15 protein-coding genes are annotated in these 16,481 nt (G+C 65.6%); 7 read left to right on the top strand and 8 right to left on the bottom strand.

Translation table 11 applies throughout. The annotated features are described in order from the left end of the window. Positions 1–21: 21 nt before the first annotated feature. The 3 genes from nirK to AC1D0O_RS24375 form a co-directional block, all read right to left on the bottom strand. Positions 22–1,494, bottom strand: a complete 1,473-nt coding sequence (gene nirK / locus AC1D0O_RS24385; protein WP_477656068.1) for a copper-containing nitrite reductase — start codon at positions 1,492–1,494, stop codon at positions 22–24. 291 nt (positions 1,495–1,785) lie between these two features. Next, a complete protein-coding gene (locus tag AC1D0O_RS24380) occupies positions 1,786–2,778 on the bottom strand; it encodes an alpha/beta fold hydrolase (protein ID WP_477656067.1) in 993 nt (330 codons plus the stop codon). Between the two features lie 45 nt (positions 2,779–2,823). Beyond that, positions 2,824–3,510: a glutathione S-transferase family protein gene (locus AC1D0O_RS24375; RefSeq protein ID WP_477656066.1), complete on the bottom strand. Its 687-nt coding sequence runs from the start codon at positions 3,508–3,510 to the stop codon at positions 2,824–2,826. 154 nt (positions 3,511–3,664) lie between these two features. On the opposite strand from AC1D0O_RS24375, the gene AC1D0O_RS24370 reads away from it, so the two are divergent. Continuing rightward, positions 3,665–4,237, top strand: a complete 573-nt coding sequence (locus AC1D0O_RS24370) for a TetR/AcrR family transcriptional regulator (RefSeq protein WP_477656065.1) — start codon at positions 3,665–3,667, stop codon at positions 4,235–4,237. A gap of 20 nt (positions 4,238–4,257) precedes the next feature. Here the strand turns inward: AC1D0O_RS24370 and AC1D0O_RS24365 are convergent, their stop codons facing one another. Then, positions 4,258–5,199, bottom strand: coding sequence for a LysR family transcriptional regulator (locus tag AC1D0O_RS24365; protein WP_477656064.1), 942 nt, complete (start codon positions 5,197–5,199; stop codon positions 4,258–4,260). Positions 5,200–5,306: 107 nt separating this feature from the next. Between AC1D0O_RS24365 and AC1D0O_RS24360 the strand changes: the two genes are divergently transcribed. The 3 genes from AC1D0O_RS24360 (at position 5,307) to AC1D0O_RS24350 (ending at position 7,316) form a co-directional block, all read left to right on the top strand. Further along, positions 5,307–5,945, top strand: a complete 639-nt coding sequence (locus tag AC1D0O_RS24360; RefSeq protein WP_477656063.1) for a DsbA family protein — start codon at positions 5,307–5,309, stop codon at positions 5,943–5,945. A 68-nt stretch (positions 5,946–6,013) separates the two neighbouring features. Then, positions 6,014–6,913, top strand: coding sequence for an MBL fold metallo-hydrolase (locus AC1D0O_RS24355; protein WP_477656062.1), 900 nt, complete (start codon positions 6,014–6,016; stop codon positions 6,911–6,913). A 4-nt stretch (positions 6,914–6,917) separates the two neighbouring features. Beyond that, positions 6,918–7,316 carry a nuclear transport factor 2 family protein gene (locus tag AC1D0O_RS24350; RefSeq protein ID WP_477656061.1) on the top strand — a complete coding sequence of 133 codons (399 nt, stop codon included), beginning with the start codon at positions 6,918–6,920 and terminating at the stop codon, positions 7,314–7,316. A gap of 30 nt (positions 7,317–7,346) precedes the next feature. Here the strand turns inward: AC1D0O_RS24350 and AC1D0O_RS24345 are convergent, their stop codons facing one another. Further along, positions 7,347–7,745, bottom strand: coding sequence for a RidA family protein (locus tag AC1D0O_RS24345; protein ID WP_477656060.1), 399 nt, complete (start codon positions 7,743–7,745; stop codon positions 7,347–7,349). Positions 7,746–7,893: 148 nt separating this feature from the next. Between AC1D0O_RS24345 and AC1D0O_RS24340 the strand changes: the two genes are divergently transcribed. Both AC1D0O_RS24340 and AC1D0O_RS24335 read left to right on the top strand, forming a co-directional pair. Continuing rightward, complete coding sequence (locus AC1D0O_RS24340; RefSeq protein WP_477656059.1) at positions 7,894–8,838, top strand: LysR family transcriptional regulator; 945 nt, start codon at positions 7,894–7,896, stop codon at positions 8,836–8,838. A gap of 26 nt (positions 8,839–8,864) precedes the next feature. Then, a complete protein-coding gene (locus tag AC1D0O_RS24335; RefSeq protein ID WP_477656058.1) occupies positions 8,865–9,101 on the top strand; it encodes a hypothetical protein in 237 nt (78 codons plus the stop codon). 11 nt (positions 9,102–9,112) lie between these two features. Here AC1D0O_RS24335 and AC1D0O_RS24330 read toward each other — a convergent pair whose 3' ends face one another. Then, the gene (locus AC1D0O_RS24330) at positions 9,113–10,054 is read right to left on the bottom strand and encodes an AraC family transcriptional regulator (RefSeq protein WP_477656057.1); all 942 of its coding nucleotides are present in this window, start codon (positions 10,052–10,054) and stop codon (positions 9,113–9,115) included. Between the two features lie 191 nt (positions 10,055–10,245). Between AC1D0O_RS24330 and AC1D0O_RS24325 the strand changes: the two genes are divergently transcribed. Further along, the gene (locus AC1D0O_RS24325) at positions 10,246–11,274 is read left to right on the top strand and encodes an alpha/beta hydrolase (protein ID WP_477656056.1); all 1,029 of its coding nucleotides are present in this window, start codon (positions 10,246–10,248) and stop codon (positions 11,272–11,274) included. A gap of 21 nt (positions 11,275–11,295) precedes the next feature. Here the strand turns inward: AC1D0O_RS24325 and AC1D0O_RS24320 are convergent, their stop codons facing one another. Together AC1D0O_RS24320 and AC1D0O_RS24315 are read right to left on the bottom strand one after the other, a co-directional pair. Continuing rightward, positions 11,296–15,582 carry a DEAD/DEAH box helicase gene (locus AC1D0O_RS24320; RefSeq protein WP_477656055.1) on the bottom strand — a complete coding sequence of 1,429 codons (4,287 nt, stop codon included), beginning with the start codon at positions 15,580–15,582 and terminating at the stop codon, positions 11,296–11,298. Positions 15,583–15,735: 153 nt separating this feature from the next. Further along, positions 15,736–16,473: a nitroreductase gene (locus AC1D0O_RS24315; protein ID WP_477656054.1), complete on the bottom strand. Its 738-nt coding sequence runs from the start codon at positions 16,471–16,473 to the stop codon at positions 15,736–15,738. Between the last annotated feature and the right edge of the window lie 8 nt (positions 16,474–16,481).

Genomic DNA, 16,481 nt, shown 5'->3' with positions numbered 1-16,481 from the left:
GTCGAAGGTGAGGGGACGTGCTTACAGCACGCCGGCCTTGTAGACGCCGGGAACCGGCTCGCCGGTGACTTCGAGCACGCCCACCGCGCCCTTGCCGGCGCGCGACAAGGCGTGGTCCACCAGCAGGTAGCTTCCGGGGTGCTGGACCTTGATCTCGACGATGGTCGCGCCGCCGGGCGCCACCAGCGTGGTCTGCACGTCGTGCTTGAGGCCCGTGAAGGAGCCTTCGCTGTACACGGTGTCGAAGATCTCGCCGATGACGTGGAAAGACGAGATCTTGTTGGGGCCGCCGACGCCGAAGTAGATGCGCACGGTTTCACCCACCTTGGCCTGCAGCTTGTGGGTCTTGTTCAGCGCGCCGACTTCGCCGTTGAAGACGTAGTAGTCTGGCAGCTCATTGGCCATCTTCTCGAGGTCGGCCTCCTGGTGCCCCTTGGCGCCGTGCGGGCGGCCTGTGTACATCTCGCCCTGCATCACGTAGTACTCGCGGTCCACTTTGGGCAAACCGTCCACGGGCTCGACCAGGATCATGCCGTACATGCCGGCCGCGATGTGCTGCGGCACCAAAGGCGTGGCGCAGTGGTACACGTACAGGCCCGGGTTGAGCGCCTTGAAGGTGAAGGCCTTCTCCTGGCCCGGAGCGACCTGCGTGTGTTCGCCGCCGCCGTGGCCGCCCGTCACCGCGTGCAGGTCGATCGAATGGATCATCTTGCTGTCGCGGGCATTGGCCAGCGTCAGCTCGATGGTGTCGCCGACGCGGGCGCGCAGCATCGGGCCGGGCACCTGGCGGTTGAAAGTCCAGTAGGTAAAGCTGGTGCCGTCGTCGAGCTTGCCGGGCAGCTCGACCGTTTCCATGCGGTACTTCAGGGTCCTGGGCGCCCGGGCCCCTATGGCGGGAGGCACCGCGGCCGGGTTGGCGGCCACGCTGACCGCGGACGGATCGGCCGCGCGCTGCGGCACGGGGGCCGGGGTGTAGAGCGCAAGCGCGGCCTGGCTGGAGTCGCTGCCGGCCGGCGCCGTGCCTTGGGCGACGGCGGGGCCGCTGACCTGCAGCCGGCCTTCCATACCGATCTGCCGGTGGCCGGGGATGGAGCAGTAGTAAGTGAAAGTGCCGGAGCGCGGGACCTTGAAGCGCAGCGTGGCCTTGCCGCTACTGCCGCTGAACTTCGGCGAGGCGACGTTCAGTTCGGGGATCACCAGGTCGTGCTCCGCGCCTTCCCCGCTTTCCAGCACGATCTCGATCGTGTCGCCCGCGTTGGCCGTGAGGGTCGGGTTCACCTGCCCCTTGTCGCCGACGAACACCATTTTTCCGTCGACGATGTTGGTGTGCAGTTCGTAGCGCCTGGTCCCGGCGGGTGTCGCAGCACTTGACGTGGCGCCGGATGCGGCAGCGGCATGTGCCGGGTGCGCCGCGGGCTGCGCCTGCACGGACAAAGCCGCGGCGAGGATGCAGGTGGCAGCGGCGATGGCGCCTGGGGGGAGGGTCCGTTTCATGTGGCTTTCCTTGGTCTTTTGTGCCGGTTCGGCAGTTCTGACTATGCGGGCGGCATTCCACGGAAAGCTTGTCTTGGATCAACACCTTGCCAAATAGAGGAGCTTTGCGGCCTGAACAGGCGCCGATCGTCGGCGGCTTGCCGCACCGATATATCCGGCCCGGTTGAAGGGGTATAGCCGTCGGGCAATCCGGGCATCGACACGCCTGCGCGATGCCCGGACTGCGTGCCCGGTACTCAGAAAAAAAGCGCCTTGCACTGAAACCGGTGCGATGGGGTCGCCACGCCGGCGCTACGCTTTCAGGAAGGCCAGCAGGTCCGCGTTGAGCCTGTCTTTTTGCGTGACGACCAAGCCGTGCGAGCCGCCTTCGTAGACGATCAGTTCGGAATTTTTGACCAGGGCCTTCGACAGCGCGCCTGAAATTTCGAGCGGCACGATCTGGTCGTCGCTGCCGTGCACGATCAGCGTCGGAACGCTGATCTTCTTCAGGTCCTCCCGGAAGTCGGTCTCGGAAAATGCGCCGATCGCGTGATAGGCGGCGAGCATTCCCGTGGCTTGTCCCTGGCGCCAGTATTCTTCTCTGACGCCCTCCGATACCTTTGCGCCCGGGCGGTTGTAGCTGTAGTAGGGCATGGACACGTCCTTGTTCCACTGGGAGCGGTCTGCCTGGACAGCGGCGCGGAAGCCGTCGAAGACCTCCACCGGTGCGCCGTGGGGATTGGTCTGCGTTCTCAGCAGGAAGGGCGTGACCGCGGCGATCAGCGCCGCTTTCGCGACACGCTTCTCGCCATGGCGGCCGATGTAGCGGGCGACTTCACCGCCGCCCATCGAATGCCCGACGAAGGTCGCTTGCCGGAGGTCCAGCAGTTCAACCAGGGTCGCCAGGTCGTCGGCGAACGTGTCGAAGTCATAGCCCTTGCCGGGCTGGCTCGAACGGCCGAAACCCCGTCGGTCCAGCGCGATGACGCGAAATCCCTTGTGCAGCAGGAACATCATCTGGTTTTCCCAGGCATCCGAGGACAGCGGATAGCCGTGGCTGAAAACCACGGCCGGGCCGCTCCCCCAGTCCTTGTAATAGAGGATCGTGCCGTCCTGGGTGGTGAAGGTGTTGGAGCCGAGCTTTGCTCCGGCGGTGCGAGCTTGAGCTTTGGCCTTGGCTTCAGCCAGGGTCGGCACAGCCGCCAGGCCGGCGGCGGCTACGCCAGCGGCACCGAGCATGAGACTGCGGCGCGCAACACGTGTGGGCTCCGCGGCCTGGTTTTGATGAGGAAAGTTGCTGGTCATTTTTTCGATCTGTGAGATGGGGATGGAAGGGAAAAGGCGTGGCGCTTAAAAGCCGAGGCGGCGAAGGTCGTCCGCGTCAAGCGACTGGCCGCTGCGGTTCCTGACGCTGGGGCGGTCCGCCACCCTGGCGCGCCATGCCTGGAGTGCTATGTGGTCCCTGGAAACGGGAATCCCGGCGACATCGGCAAAAAGCAGGCCCGCGAACAGCGTGATGTCGGCCATCGAGAAGTCCTCGCCGGCGACATAGGGCGTGGCCGCGAGCACCTGGTCGAAATACGCCAGGCCCGACTCCGCTTTGGCGCGCTCGCGCCCGGCCCATTCGCCGCGATGCGCCCAGTCCGGGCTCTTGAACGGAAGGAGGCCGGCGCCAAGGCCGGGCGTCCCATAGTGGAAATAGATGCCGATCGGATCGAGCACCATGGCCTCCGCGCGCCGTTGCATCATGTGGATCACGCCCTTTTCCCGGGGCGTCCTGCCCGTGAGCGTCGGGGCGCCGTCGAGGTTGTCGAGGTACTCCGTGATCGCGGTGCTTTCGGACAGGTACAGGCCGTCATCGAGCTGGAGTACCGGGAGGACGCCGAGCGGATTTTTGGCCAGAAAACTTTCCTGCTTGTGTTCGGCGCTGATGAGGCTGACTTTTTCAAATTCAAGCTGGCCGTCCAATTGCTTTTCGGCCAGAACGATGCGGATACGCGCGGGATTGGGGGTGCCAGGGTTGTCGAATAATTTCATGTGAGCTTTCAATAACTACCAAGTGGTAGATAGGTTAAAATGACGGATTTACCGATAGAGATAATCTTGAATGAGATGTTATCTACCTATCGATAGGTAGAATTTTAGAATCTCGCCGTCTTTGGCGTCAAGCTTTTTTTAAAAGGAACGGGATATGGCTTCTTCAGCGATCGACACCAAGGAAGGCATCATGGCGGCCGCCCGCCTGATGGTGCAGGCCAGGGGATACAACGCCCTGAGCTTCCGTGAGCTGGCCAAAGAGGTCGGCATCAAGAGCGCCAGCATCCACTACCACTTTCCGACCAAGGACGACCTGGCCGTGGCCCTCGCCCGGCGTTACACCGAAGACCTCGTCCTGCACCTGCAGAGCCTGGCGAGCAAGAGCAAAGACACCCACGAGCGGATGACGGGATACGCTGAAGTTTTTCGGGGCGCCCTGCTTAAAAGCAACCGGATGTGTTTGTGCGGGATGCTGGCCGCCGAGCGTGACGACCTCTCGCCTGAAGTACAGGCGGAGGTCGAGAAGTTCAACGCGGCCAATGTTGCCTGGCTGTCCGAGGTACTGGCGGCCCACGATCCGCTACAGAGCCCCGACTCGATAGAACGTCGGGCGTTTGCCATCCTGTCCGCGGTGGAGGGCGCGCAACTGGTCGCACGTGGTTGCGGTGATGTGCGCGTCTACGACAGAACCGTCGACGCTTACCGGTCCGCAGGCTTGATGCCTTGAGGGGCGCCGGCATTCACACGTCAACCGCCCTGCCGCTGTTGCTCCCTCTCCGCCAGCAGGTCGACAAAAGCGCGGACCTTTGCGGGGCGAAAGCGCGCGGCCGGAAACACCGCATGGATGCCGCCCGAAGGCAGAAGCCATTGCGGCAGCACCTGGATGAGGCGGCCCGTCGCCAGGTCGTTTGCCACCGCGTAGTCCGGCAGCACTGAAAGCCCCGCGCCCTGGCACACGGCTTCGCGCACGGCGAGTGTGGCGTCGAGAAAAATCGAGGCCTGCACGTGCACGGCCTGGCGCTTGGTCTCGTTGAGCGAGAAATTCCAGGTCAGGTGGTCGCGCAAGGCGGTGTTGGCGATGAAGGGCAGGCCGGCGATGTCTTGCGGGTCGGTGAGCCGCGCCACTTGCGGCTTCATGGCCGGCGACGCGACCAGCAATTGCCGGAAGGAGCCGATTTTCCGTGCCTGCAGGCTGGTCTCGGCCAGCCAGCCGACGCGGATCGCCAGTTCGAAGTTGCCCGACATCAGGTCCAGCGTCTGGTCGCTCAGGACGGCATCGACCTTGCACGCCGGATAGCGCTGGGTAAAGGCGGCGATGGCGGGCACCACGATGCCGACGCCATAGTCGAAGGGCGCGGTGAGCCGCAGCATGCCGGAGGGCTCCGCCGAGGTTTCGGCCAGGTCGTCGAAGGCATCGCCGGCCTCGCGCAGGATCAGCGCGCAGCGCAGGTAAAAAGCCTGGCCCAGTTCGGTGGTCTGCACCTTGCGCGTGGTGCGGACCAGCAGCGATGTGCGGAACTCACGCTCCAGCCGGGCCACCTGCTGGCTGACCACCGCCTTGGTGATCCCCAGGCGATCCGCCGCCGCCGTGAAGGAGCCGGTTTCCACGACCGCCGCGAAGTAGGCCAGGCGCCTCAGGTTGCCCAGCCCGCCGAGGCCGCCTTCGTCTTGATTGTTTGCTTTAAACATACATTGTGTTTATCAGAGATGTCTTTAACAGTCAATGCTTAGTGCCTACGATCACAGCCAGTGAGCAAAGAGCGCAAAGAACACCCGGCAAAAACTCCAAAGAATCCATGACCAAGACCCTCTATTACCTGTTCGACCCGCTGTGCGGCTGGTGCTACGGCGCCATGCCGGCGCTGTCGGCCTTGAGCGAAGTTCCCTCTGTCAATATTGAATTGCTGCCCACCGGGCTTTTCGCCGGCGAGGGCGCAAGGCCCATGAATGCCGACTTCGCCGCCTATGCCTGGTCCAACGACCAGCGCATCGAAGGCCTGACGGGGCAGCGCTTCAGCGAGCAGTACCGCGAGCAGGTTCTCGGTGACCGCCAGCGCTTGTTTGACAGCGGCCCCGCCACGATGGCGCTCACGGCCGTGTTTTTGACGGCGCCGGCCCGGGAGCTGGAAGCCCTCAAGGCGATCCAGAGTGCGCGCTATGTGGATGGCCAGGACACGACCTCGCTGGAAACGCTGGCCGGCGTTCTGCGCGGGCTCGGCCTTGAACAGGCCGCCGTACTGGTGGCGCGACCCGATGAGGATCTTCTCTCGGCCAACCAGTCCCGCATGGATCGTGGGCAGGCCTTGATGCGGGAGTTCGGCGCGCGTGGCGTGCCCACCCTGGTGGCCGAATCCGGCGCGAAACGCTGGATCGTGAACCACGCGGCCTTCTATTCCAACCCGAGCGCTCTGGCCGGCGAACTCGAGGCGGCCTGAGTCCAGCGCTGCCCCATCCCCGCAATCCCTTTTGAGTTAACTGTTAGAGAAGAAAGAAGGAAAAAACCATGACAACACGAAGAGAAGCAATCAAAACTGTAGCCGGCGCGGCTGTCGCGACGGCCATCCTAGGAGTGAAAGACGCTATGGCTGCAAATACCAACCTGACCTGGAAACATTTCCCCGCCGGCGAACACGGGTTCTTCCGTGCCCCGGTGCTGATCTCCGGCGAACGCGAGGCCGTCCTGATCGACGGGGGCTTCACGCTTCCCGACGGCAAGGCGCTGGCCGAAGCCATCAAGGCCACCGGCAAAAAGCTGACGACCATCTACATCAGCCAGAGCGATCCCGACTACTATTTCAGCCTTGCGCCCATCAAGGCGGCGTTTCCCGACGCCAAGGTGATCGCCGCACCGGCCACCATCGCGGCCATCAAGGGCAACGTGGAAAAGAAGCTGGCCACCTGGGGCCCGCAGCTCAAGGAAAACGGCCCGCAGGCGCTGGCGGACATCGTGATGCCTGACGCCTTTGACGGCCGCAGCCTCACCCTGGAAGGCCAGGCCATCGAGATCGTCGATGCCGACGGCCTGGCCAATCGCCGCTACATCTGGGTGCCTTCGCTGAACGCCATCTTTGGCGGCGTGCTGCTGTTCTCCGGCGTCCATGTGTGGACCGCCGACACGCAGGGTGCCGAGGCCCGCGCCGCATGGGTGAAGACGCTTGACGCCATGGCCGCGCGCAAACCCGCCGTGGTGGTTCCCGGCCACATGGCGGTCACGGCGGCGGTGGACGCAAGCGCGATCCAATACACGCGCGACTACCTCGTGGCTTTCGAGGAAGTGCTGGCCAAGACCGCCGACAGCGGCGCTCTCATCGCGGCCATGACCCGGCGCTACCCGAACGCCGGCATGGGCGTGGCGCTGCAAATCGGCGCCAAGGTCGCCAAGGGCGAGATGAAGTGGGGCTGAAACCATGATGTCGAATCTCGACATCGTCAGCGCCCACTACGCGGCCTCGGCCCAGGGAAACATCGACGAGATGATGGCCCATGTCTCGCCCCAGGTGCGCTGGACCGAGATGGCGGGCTTTCCCTGCGCCGGCACCTGGGTCGGGCCGCAAGCAGTGGCCGACAACGTCTTTGCCGTGCTGGGCCGGGACTGGACCGGCTATCGCTTCGAGCTGCAAAGCCTCATCGGCGCTGGTGAACACATCATCGGCGTGGGCAGCTACCACGGCACTTACCGCGCCACCGGAAAAGACATGCAGGCCCGTGTGGCCCATGTCTGGCATTTGCAAGACGGCAAGGTCGTGGCCTTCGAGCAGTTCACGGACACGCTGCTGGTTCATCGGGCGATGGGTGACGCGGGCTGAGCGATTCCCGGCTGCTCCCCAGGCCAATCCTCATCGGCCTTCCGGCAGCTTCGCAATCACCTTGATCTCGAACTGGAAGCCATACAGCCAGGTCACGCCGACGGCGGTCAGCGTGGGATGCGGCGCCTGACCCCAGTATTCCGGCACCACCTTCCAGATAGTCTCGAAGGTCGACTGCGGGTCCACCATGAACACGGTGACGTCCACCACGTCGTCGAAGCTGGATCCCGCGGCTTTCAGGATGGCGTTCAGATTGTCGAAGGCGAGCCGGACCTGCGCCTGCAGATCGGGCTCGGGCGAGCCGTCCTCGCGGCTGCCGACCTGGCCCGACACGAACAGGAAACCCTTGGACTTCAGCGCCGGTGAATACCGGTTGCGTTCATAAAGCGCCCGGCGCCCGGGCGGGAAAACGATGTCACGTTGTGCCATCTCAATCTCCTTCATTCAAAAAATCAGGCCTGAATCGGCCCGTGGTTAACGATGAAGATACTGTAGGCCGCCGGGTCTTTCAGATAAACAGGCAAGCCTGTCCATCACTGTTCGTAGAATCCAAACAATCGACAACTATGGGGCAGAGATGGACCGTTTCGATGCCATGCAGGCCTTCGCCCGCGTCGTGGAAGCGGGCAGCTTCACCAAGGCGGCCGAGACGCTGCACATGAGCAAGACCAGCGTCACGCAGCTGGTGCAGCAGCTGGAGGCACGGCTGCGCGTGAAGCTGCTCAACCGGACCACACGCCAGGTCAAGGTCACGGCCGACGGCGCGGCCTACTACGAGCGTGTGTTGCGCGTGCTGGCCGACGTGGACGATGCCGAGACCAGCCTGTCCGGCGCGTCGGCCTCGCCCCGGGGCCGGCTGCGGGTCGACGTGCCCAGCCCCCTGGCCCGCATGATCCTGGTACCGGCCCTGCCGGCCTTCCATGCACGTTACCCCGAGATCCAGCTCGACATGGGCGTCAGCGACCGCATGGTGGACGTGATCGCCGACAACGTGGACTGCGTGGTGCGCGGCGGCGAACTGAGCGACCAGTCGCTGGCGGCCCGCAAGGTGGGCGACCTGCAGCTCGGGGTGTATGCCGCACCGGACTACCTCGCGCGCGCCGGCACGCCCGCGCACCCGCGGGAGCTTGAGGACACGGAGCACCGCATCGTCGGCTTTCTGTGGGCGCGCACCGGCAAGGCCTTTCCCTACGCCATGCACAAGGGCGGCGAGAGCCTCAAGGTGCAGGGCCGCCACTTGTTCGCCTTCGACGACGGCAATGCCTACCTCGCGGCCGGCCTGGCGGGCCTGGGCATCCTGTGGTTGCCGGACTATATGGCCAGGGAGCATGTCATTCGCCGCGAGTTGCTGCCCTTGTTCAGCGACTGGCGTCTTGATCCCATGCCGCTGTACGTGGCCTTTCCACCCAACCGGCATGTCAGCGCCAAGCTGCGGGTGTTTATCGAGTGGGTGGCCGAACTGATGGCGCGGCATGCGCCCGTCGCCGGTCCGCCGGTTGGCAAGACACGCACACCTCGTTAAACAATCATTTATTCAAGGAGCTTTCGATGGACATTCTTCGCCAAGCCCTGCTGCATATCCGCGCAGGGCGCTGGGACGAGGCGCATACCCTCGTGCAAAGTGATGAATCACAGACGGCCGCCTGGCTGCACGGCATCCTGCATGTCCAGGAAGGCGACCTGGGAAACGCCGAATACTGGTATGGCCAGGCAAAGCGGGATTTCAGCAGCCGCGGCACGCTTGAGGAAGAACTGGATCGCTTTGAGGCCGGGCTGCTCCGATAAGCGCTTCGCCCTCAGGCACTGACGGCGGCCTGGCGGCGCAGCTCCGCGATGTCGCGTTTGGGCGGCGTGCCAAACAGCCGGCCGTACTCACGGCTGAACTGCGACGGGCTTTCGTAGCCCACCTGGAATGAGGCGCTTGCCGCGTCCAGGTGCTCGTTGAGCATCAACCGCCTGGCTTCGTTGAGCCGCAGCCACTTCTGGTACTGCAAGGGGCTCATCGTGGTGAGCTGGCGAAAGTGGTGGTGAAAGGTCGGCGCGCTCATGTGCACGCGTCCTGCAAGTTCTTCAACACGCAGCGGCGAGGCGTAGTTCAGCTTGAGCCAGTCAATGGCCCTGGCAATCCTGTGGCCCTGGCTGTCCACCGAGGCGATCTGCCTCAAGAGTGCCGCCTGGTCGCTCAGCAACAGCCGGTAGTGGATCTCCCGCTGCACCAGCGGCGCAAGAACCGGCAGGGCCGCGGGTTCCTCCAGCAGGTCCACCAGGCGCTTGAACGGTTCAAGCAGGGCCGGCGTCACAGTGCCTATGCCCACACTTTTTCCCGCGGAGCGATCCTTTACGGGCGGCAAGCCGCCCTGCGCGATCAGTTCCGCCAGCATGCGCAGGTCCAGCTTCAGCGCCAATCCCAGGCAAGGGTGTTTCGCGCTGGCCGAGATCACCGCCGAATTCGCGGGCAAGTCCAGCGAGGTGAGCAGAAAGCGGTCGGCGTTGTAGGGATAGGCCTCGCTGCCGACCACCAGCTGCTTGGCGCCTTGTGCGACCAGAACAATGCTGGGCTCGATCAGGCAAACCACGGGTGGCGAAGGCGCTTCACGGCGAAAGAAGCCCAGGTTGGCGATGGGCGTCGCGCAATCCCTCTTGCCGCCCGACCATGCCGAGATGCTGCGTGCCAGCGCCTCGTGCACAGAGCCCGGTGGCGCGGGGCGGTGCGGTCCCGTATCGTCTTTCAGTTTCATGGAGGCACTGTATCCCCAGCGTCCGGGCGATGTCCACAAAAACGCCGTGCCGCCAGAGGATCAGGCAAGAAAACCACCGGAATGCGCTACCGCATGGTGGTGTGAAACGCAAAAAATACCTGTACGCCGTTTGAGCGCAGTCATCGACAGGGCCGCGCCGGGTGTCGACTCTGAACCTTGAGAAATATTCAATGAAAAAACTGATCCTCATCCTGGCGCTTCTCGCCAGTTCATTCACTGCAACAGGAGCCAATATGCCCACCGGTGCCGACAACTTCTACACAAGCGACAAGGTGACCCTGCAAAAGGTCAGCTTCAAAAACCAGTACCACATGGACGTCGTGGGGAATCTTTTTGTCCCCAAGGGCATGGACCGCAATGCCAGAAATCCCGCGATCGTCGTCGGCCACCCCATGGGCGCGGTCAAGGAGCAAAGCTCCAATCTGTACGCGCAGAAGCTCGCCGAACAGGGTTTTGTGACGCTGGCCATAGACCTGTCTTTCTGGGGCGAAAGCGAAGGGTTTCCCCGCAACGCCGTCGCGCCGGAAATGTATTCCGAAGATTTCAGCGCCGCGGTGGACTTTCTGGGCACGCGGACTTTTGTGGACCGCAAGCGGATTGGCGTGCTCGGGATCTGCGGCAGCGGCAGCTTTGCCGTCAGTGCGGCGAAGATCGACCCGCGCCTGAAAGCCATCGCAACCGTCAGCATGTATGACATGGGCGGAGTAACCCGCAACGGCCTCAAGCATTCGCAGTCAGTCGAACAGCGCAAGGAAATGATCGCCAAAGCCGCGGAACAGCGCTATGTGGAATTCATGGGCGGTGAAACCCGGTGGGGCAACTATCTGCCGGTGGAGCTTCCCAAGGACGCCGATCCCATCACGCGTGAGTTCCACGATTTTTACCGCACGCCGCGCGGCTGGGCCATCCCCGAAGGCCGGACCCTTGAGCTGACGCAGAACCGCGCCATTTCGACCGAGGTCAAGTTCGTCAACTTCTATCCCTTTAACGACATCGAGACGATCTCGCCGCGTCCCATGCTGTTCATCGCCGGTGCCGAAGCTCACTCCCGGGAGTTCAGCGAAGAGGCCTACAAGCTTGCGGGCCAACCCAAGGAACTGTTCATTGTTCCCGGCGCCGGCCACGTGGACCTGTATGACCGCGTGAATCTGATTCCGTTTGACAAGCTGGCTGCTTTCTACAAGGCCCATCTCAAGTAAGCCGGTCGCGGCCCCACTCTTCTAGCGGCGAACCAGCAGCTTCTTCATCTCCCACTGCGCGCCCGCATCAAGTTCCCGCAGGTAGCGGATCTCGCCGCCGCACTGCACGGCCACCGGCACGCCGGCTTCGAAGAGCAGGCGGTTGCCGGGTAGCCGCGGCACCTTGTCACCCGGCGTCAGGATGCCGGCGAGGTTCAAGGGGTCGACGGCCGAGATGGCGACCCGCTCATCCCCCGGCGTTTTGGCGATCCTGCGCAGGGCCGTGGCGGCTTCCGGCAGTGCGAACTGCTCGCCCGAAAAGCCGCTGACAAACCGGCCGCCGCGCACTTCGCCGCGCGCCTCAAGCCGGCGCAGCACATAAAACAGCTCGCGCCACGGTGGCAGCCCGTCTTCGCGTTCCAGCAGCTTGCGGAACACCACACCATAGCGGCGCAGCAGCACGCGCGCGATGTGCTCCACGTGCGGTTCGGCCAGAGCGCCCGGCGCGGGCTCCAGCGGCCGCGGCCGCCGCGTCAGCGACCAGCGGCCCGCGTCTTCCATCGGGTCCAGCGCGCCGGGCCTGCGCCGCAGCTTGTTGCGTCTGTCTTCCGGCATCACCAGCGCGCGCAGCCCGGCGAATGAATCGGACGTGGCCAGGCCGTGCGCGACCAGCTCGGCCAGCGCCTGTTCGGCCTGGGTGCCCAGCAGCCGCGCGTCATGCCGCAGGTCCGCAAAAAAGCTGGCCCCGTGTGTGCGCAACACTTCGAGCACCTGGCGCGCGGCGCTGGACAGCACCGGTTCAGCGCCCGCCGTGCCATCGCTTGCCGCCGCCGCGCCGGCCGCCTGCTGCCAGTGGGGCAGGGCGTCGCGCTCGCACAGCAGCACCGGCGTGCCGCGCACCGGCCCCGTCTTGCGGCCCGCCGCATCGCCGGCGTCCACCGGCCGCCACCAGGCCACGCGGCCCACGGCGCAGAGCTTCTCGAGCATGGCGGGCTGGTAGTGGCTGACGCGCGCCGCCAGCAGCTCCTCTTCCCAGGCCGCGGCCGGCGCCGCATAACCTTCAAGCTGGCGCAACACCTCGGCCAGCCCGCCTTCACCTTCACGGCGCTCGTCGCCTTCTCCTCCACCCTCGCTGCTGCCCAGTTGATGCCAGCGGAACAGGAAACGCATGAACTGCGCCGGCGGCACCGGCTGGAACTCGGCGCGCAGTTTCTCGCGTGTGCCGCGGTGTATGCGCGCCAGCAGGCGTCGGTCGCACCACTCCTGCGCGCCGGCAGCGGTGAAGGCGCCGCGCATCACCGCGCCCTCGGCTTCAAGCTGCAGCAGGGCCGGCAGTACGGCGTCAGCGCTCATCTCGAGCGGCGCGCCCAGCGCCTGAGCCGTCACCGGGCCCAGCAGGTCCAGCCGTCCGCGCAGAATCTCGCGCAGCGCCGCATCAGCGTCGGGCCGCGCGCTGGATGTCGGGGTGATGGCTGGCGACAGCGCCGCATCCGGGAAGACGGCGCAGAACTCATGCAGGCGTTCCGCCGCCACGTAAATCTCTGCACCCGCCGGCAGGCCGAGCCGGGCTATGCGCTGCTGCTGTGCAAGTGATGCAATGAACTCGGGAAACGGTGTTTCATCGATGGTGAGGAAGCCATGCACCACCAGCGCGTCGTGCAGTTCGTCGGCGCTGCGGATGTCGGGCCTGGCGTCCTCGCAGACCTGCGCGATCACCTGCGGGTCGAGCTTGCCCATGTCCTCGGCCGTCTGCGGGTCCATCAGCGGCCGGGTGCTGACCGCCTTGGTGCGCCGCTCCTCGGCCGCGCCGCCGTCCAGGAAGGCATAGGGGCGGGCGTTCAGGATGGCGTGCGCCAGCGGGGAGGGCGTGGCCAGGTCGCGCGTGCTGATGCGCACCTCGCCGGCCTCGATGCCGGCCAGCAGCCGCACAAAACCGTCGGCGTCCATGGTCTCGTTCAGGCAGTCGTGCAGCGTCTGCGCCACCAGCGGATGCTCGGGAATCTCGCGTTCACCGGCCAGGTTCTCGGCGCAGGCGAGCTGGTCCGGGAAGACCACCGTCAGCAGGTCTTCCGCGTCGGAACGCTGGAACTGCGGCGGCACCTTGCGGCCGCCGTTCATGCGGCGCACCGCGAGCGAGGCAGTGGCGTTCCAGCGCCAGCGCGTGCCGAACATGGGCGCGTCCAGCAGCGCCTGCACCAGCACCTCGCGCGCGCTGGCCGTCTTCAGGTAGTGCCGCAGCTCTTCCAGCGCGAAGCTGTGCGTGGGCCCCAGCGACAGCACGATGCTGTCCTCCAGCGCGCTGGCCTGCAGCTCGAAGTTGAATTTGCGGCACATGCGTTTGCGCAGCGCCAGGCCCCAGGCCTTGTTGATGCGTGAACCGTAAGGCGAATGGATCACCAGGTGCGTGTCGCCCACCTCGTCGAAGAAGCGCTCGAACACGATGTGGCGCCGGCTGGGCAACACGCCGAGCGCGGCCTTCGAGGCCGCCAGGTAGAGCGCGAGCTGCTGCGCCGCGGCGGCGGGCAGGCGCAGGTCTTCGCGCAGCCAACGCTCGCAGGCCTGCACGCCGTCGTCGAGCAGCCTGTCGGCGGTCTCGCAGACGCGCGACACCGCCTCGCTGAGTTCATCGGTTCGGCCCAGGCTCTCGCCGAGCCAGAAGGGCATGGACGGCGGCTGCCCCCGGGCGTCTTCCACCAACACCTTGCCGGTCTCCACCTTGGCGATGCGGTAAGACGCGTTGCCGAGCTGGAAGATGTCGCCCGGCAGGCTCTCGAAGGCGAAGTCCTCGTTGAGCGTGCCCACGCGGTGCCCGTCGGGCAGCAGCACCACCTCGTAGTCGAACTGGTCCGGGATCACGCCCGCATTGGTGACGGCCGCCATGCGCGCACCGCGGCGCGCGCGCAGCATGCGGTTGACGGCGTCGTAATGCAGGTAGGCGCCGCGCCGGCCCCGGCGCGTGCTGTAGCCGTCGGCCAGCATCTGCACCACCTGCTCAAACTCATGCAGCGTGAGTTCGCGGTAGGGCTGCGCGCGCCGCAGGCAGTCGTAGAGCGCGTCCAGCGGCCATTCGCGGCAGGCGGTCTCGGCAATGACATGCTGCGCCAGCGCGTCCAGCGGCTTGGCCGGCACGCGGATGCGGTCCAGCTCGCCGCGGTCCACCGCGGCCAGCAGGGCGGTGCATTCCAGCAGGTCGTCCAGCGCCAGCGGAAACAGCCGCCCCTTCGGGATCGCGCCTATGGCGTGTCCGGCGCGGCCCACGCGCTGCAGCAAGGCATTGATGGCGCGCGGTGAGCCGATCTGGCACACCAGGTCGATGTCGCCGATGTCGATGCCGAGCTCCAGCGAACTGGTGGCCACCAGCGCCTTGAGTTCGCCCTGCTTGAGCCGCTGCTCGGCGTTCAGGCGGTGCTCGCGCGCCAGGCTGCCGTGGTGGGCCGTGACGTGCTCCTCGCCGAGCCGTTCGGCGAGGTGGCGCGCCACGCGTTCGGCGATGCGGCGCTGGTTGACGAAGATCAGCGTCGTGCGGTGTTGCGCCACCAGCTCGGTGAGCCGGTCGTACAGCTCGTCCCAGACCTCGATCGGCATCACCGCAGTCAGCGGCGAGCGCGGCATCTCGATCGCCAGGTCGCGCTCGCGCACGTGGCCGGCGTCAATGATTTCAACAGGGTCACTGCGTTGGCCGACCAGGAAACGCGCCATCTCGTCCAGCGGCTTCACGGTGGCCGACAGGCCTATGCGCACCGGCGGCTTCTCGCACAGCGCCTCCAGCCGTTCCAGCGACAGCATCAGGTGCGAGCCGCGCTTGACGCCGGCCACCGCGTGCAGTTCGTCGACGATCACGCTTTTCACCGACTTCAGCATCGCGCGGCCCGAGTCCGAACTCAGCAGGATGTACAGCGACTCCGGCGTGGTCACCAGGATGTGCGGCGGCGCGCGGCGCATGCGCTCGCGCTCGGCCGCCGGCGTGTCGCCCGTGCGCACCGCCGCGCGTATGCCGGGATCGGGCAGGCCCATCGCGGCCAGCCCGGCCTGGATGCCGGCCAGCGGTTCTTCCAGGTTCTTGCGGATGTCGTTGGAGAGCGCCTTCAGCGGCGACACATACAGCACATGGACTTCGTCCGAAAGCCCTTTGTCCAGGCCTTCCCGCACCAGCTCGTCAATCGCCGACAGAAAGGCCGCCAGCGTCTTGCCCGAACCCGTGGGCGCGGCGATCAGCGCATGGCGGCGCTGTGAGGTCACGGCCCAGGCCTGGGCCTGGACCTCGGTGGCGCGGCCAAACCGGCCTTCTAGCCAGGCGGAAACGGCCGGGTGGAACGGAAGCTGGGACACCCGGGTATTTTCGGGGTTTTCGGCCCGGCGCAGGGCCGGGTTTCGCAGAGCCCTGCCCTGAAGCAGGGGTACGCCGCGTGCGAAAGGAACACCCCGCACATCCCTTACATCCCGCCTTATCCGGTCAGCCTGCCTAGGCGCAGGCGTTTGCACTCATGGCGCTGCCTCCTGGTCGATGGTGTCATGAAAAGTGGTGAAACTGCCGACCGCTTCACGCCCCGTCACCAGCGAGTTCTCGATGCGGCTCGGGTCGGCGTAACCCAGGCTCATGCCGCAGACAAACATCTGTTGCTCCGGAATCGCCAGCTCCCTGGCAATGACGCGATGAAACGGTGTGAAGGCCGCCTGCGGGCAGGTATCAAGCCCGCGTGCCCGCGCCGCGACCATGATGCTTTGCAGAAACATGCCGTAGTCGATCAGGCTGCCGCGTCCCATGCCTTTGTCCACGGTGAACATGAGCCCGACCGGGGCGCCAAAGAATTGGTAGTTGCGGCCGTGCTGGGCATGCATGCCCGGCTTGTCGGTTTTCTGGATTCCGAGCAGGCCGTACAGGTCCCAACCCACTTTGCGCCGCCTGTCGATATAGGGCGCAACCCACGCTTGCGGGTAATAGTCGTAGGGCTCGTCGAGCTGGGCCGCCAGCGAGGGGTCGTCGTAGATGCGCAGGATCGTGTCGCTGAGCCGCTGCTTCGCATCGCCCATCAGCACATGCACATGCCAGGGCTGGGTGTTGACCCCGGAAGCGCAGTGCCGCGCCACATCCAGGATGGCCTCCACTTCGGCGCGCGGCACCGGCGTCGGCAGAAAGGCGCGCGTGGCGCGGCGGGTCACCAGCGCCCAGTCGACGGCGCTGCGCAACACCTCGGTCGGGAGGCTGGGCGGTGAGGCCATTCGGCGGC

This window comes from Polaromonas sp. P1_F2 (genome assembly GCF_056405735.1).
The sequence above is the reverse complement of the archived record's forward strand: the minus strand, read 5'-3'. Positions and strand labels throughout refer to the sequence as shown.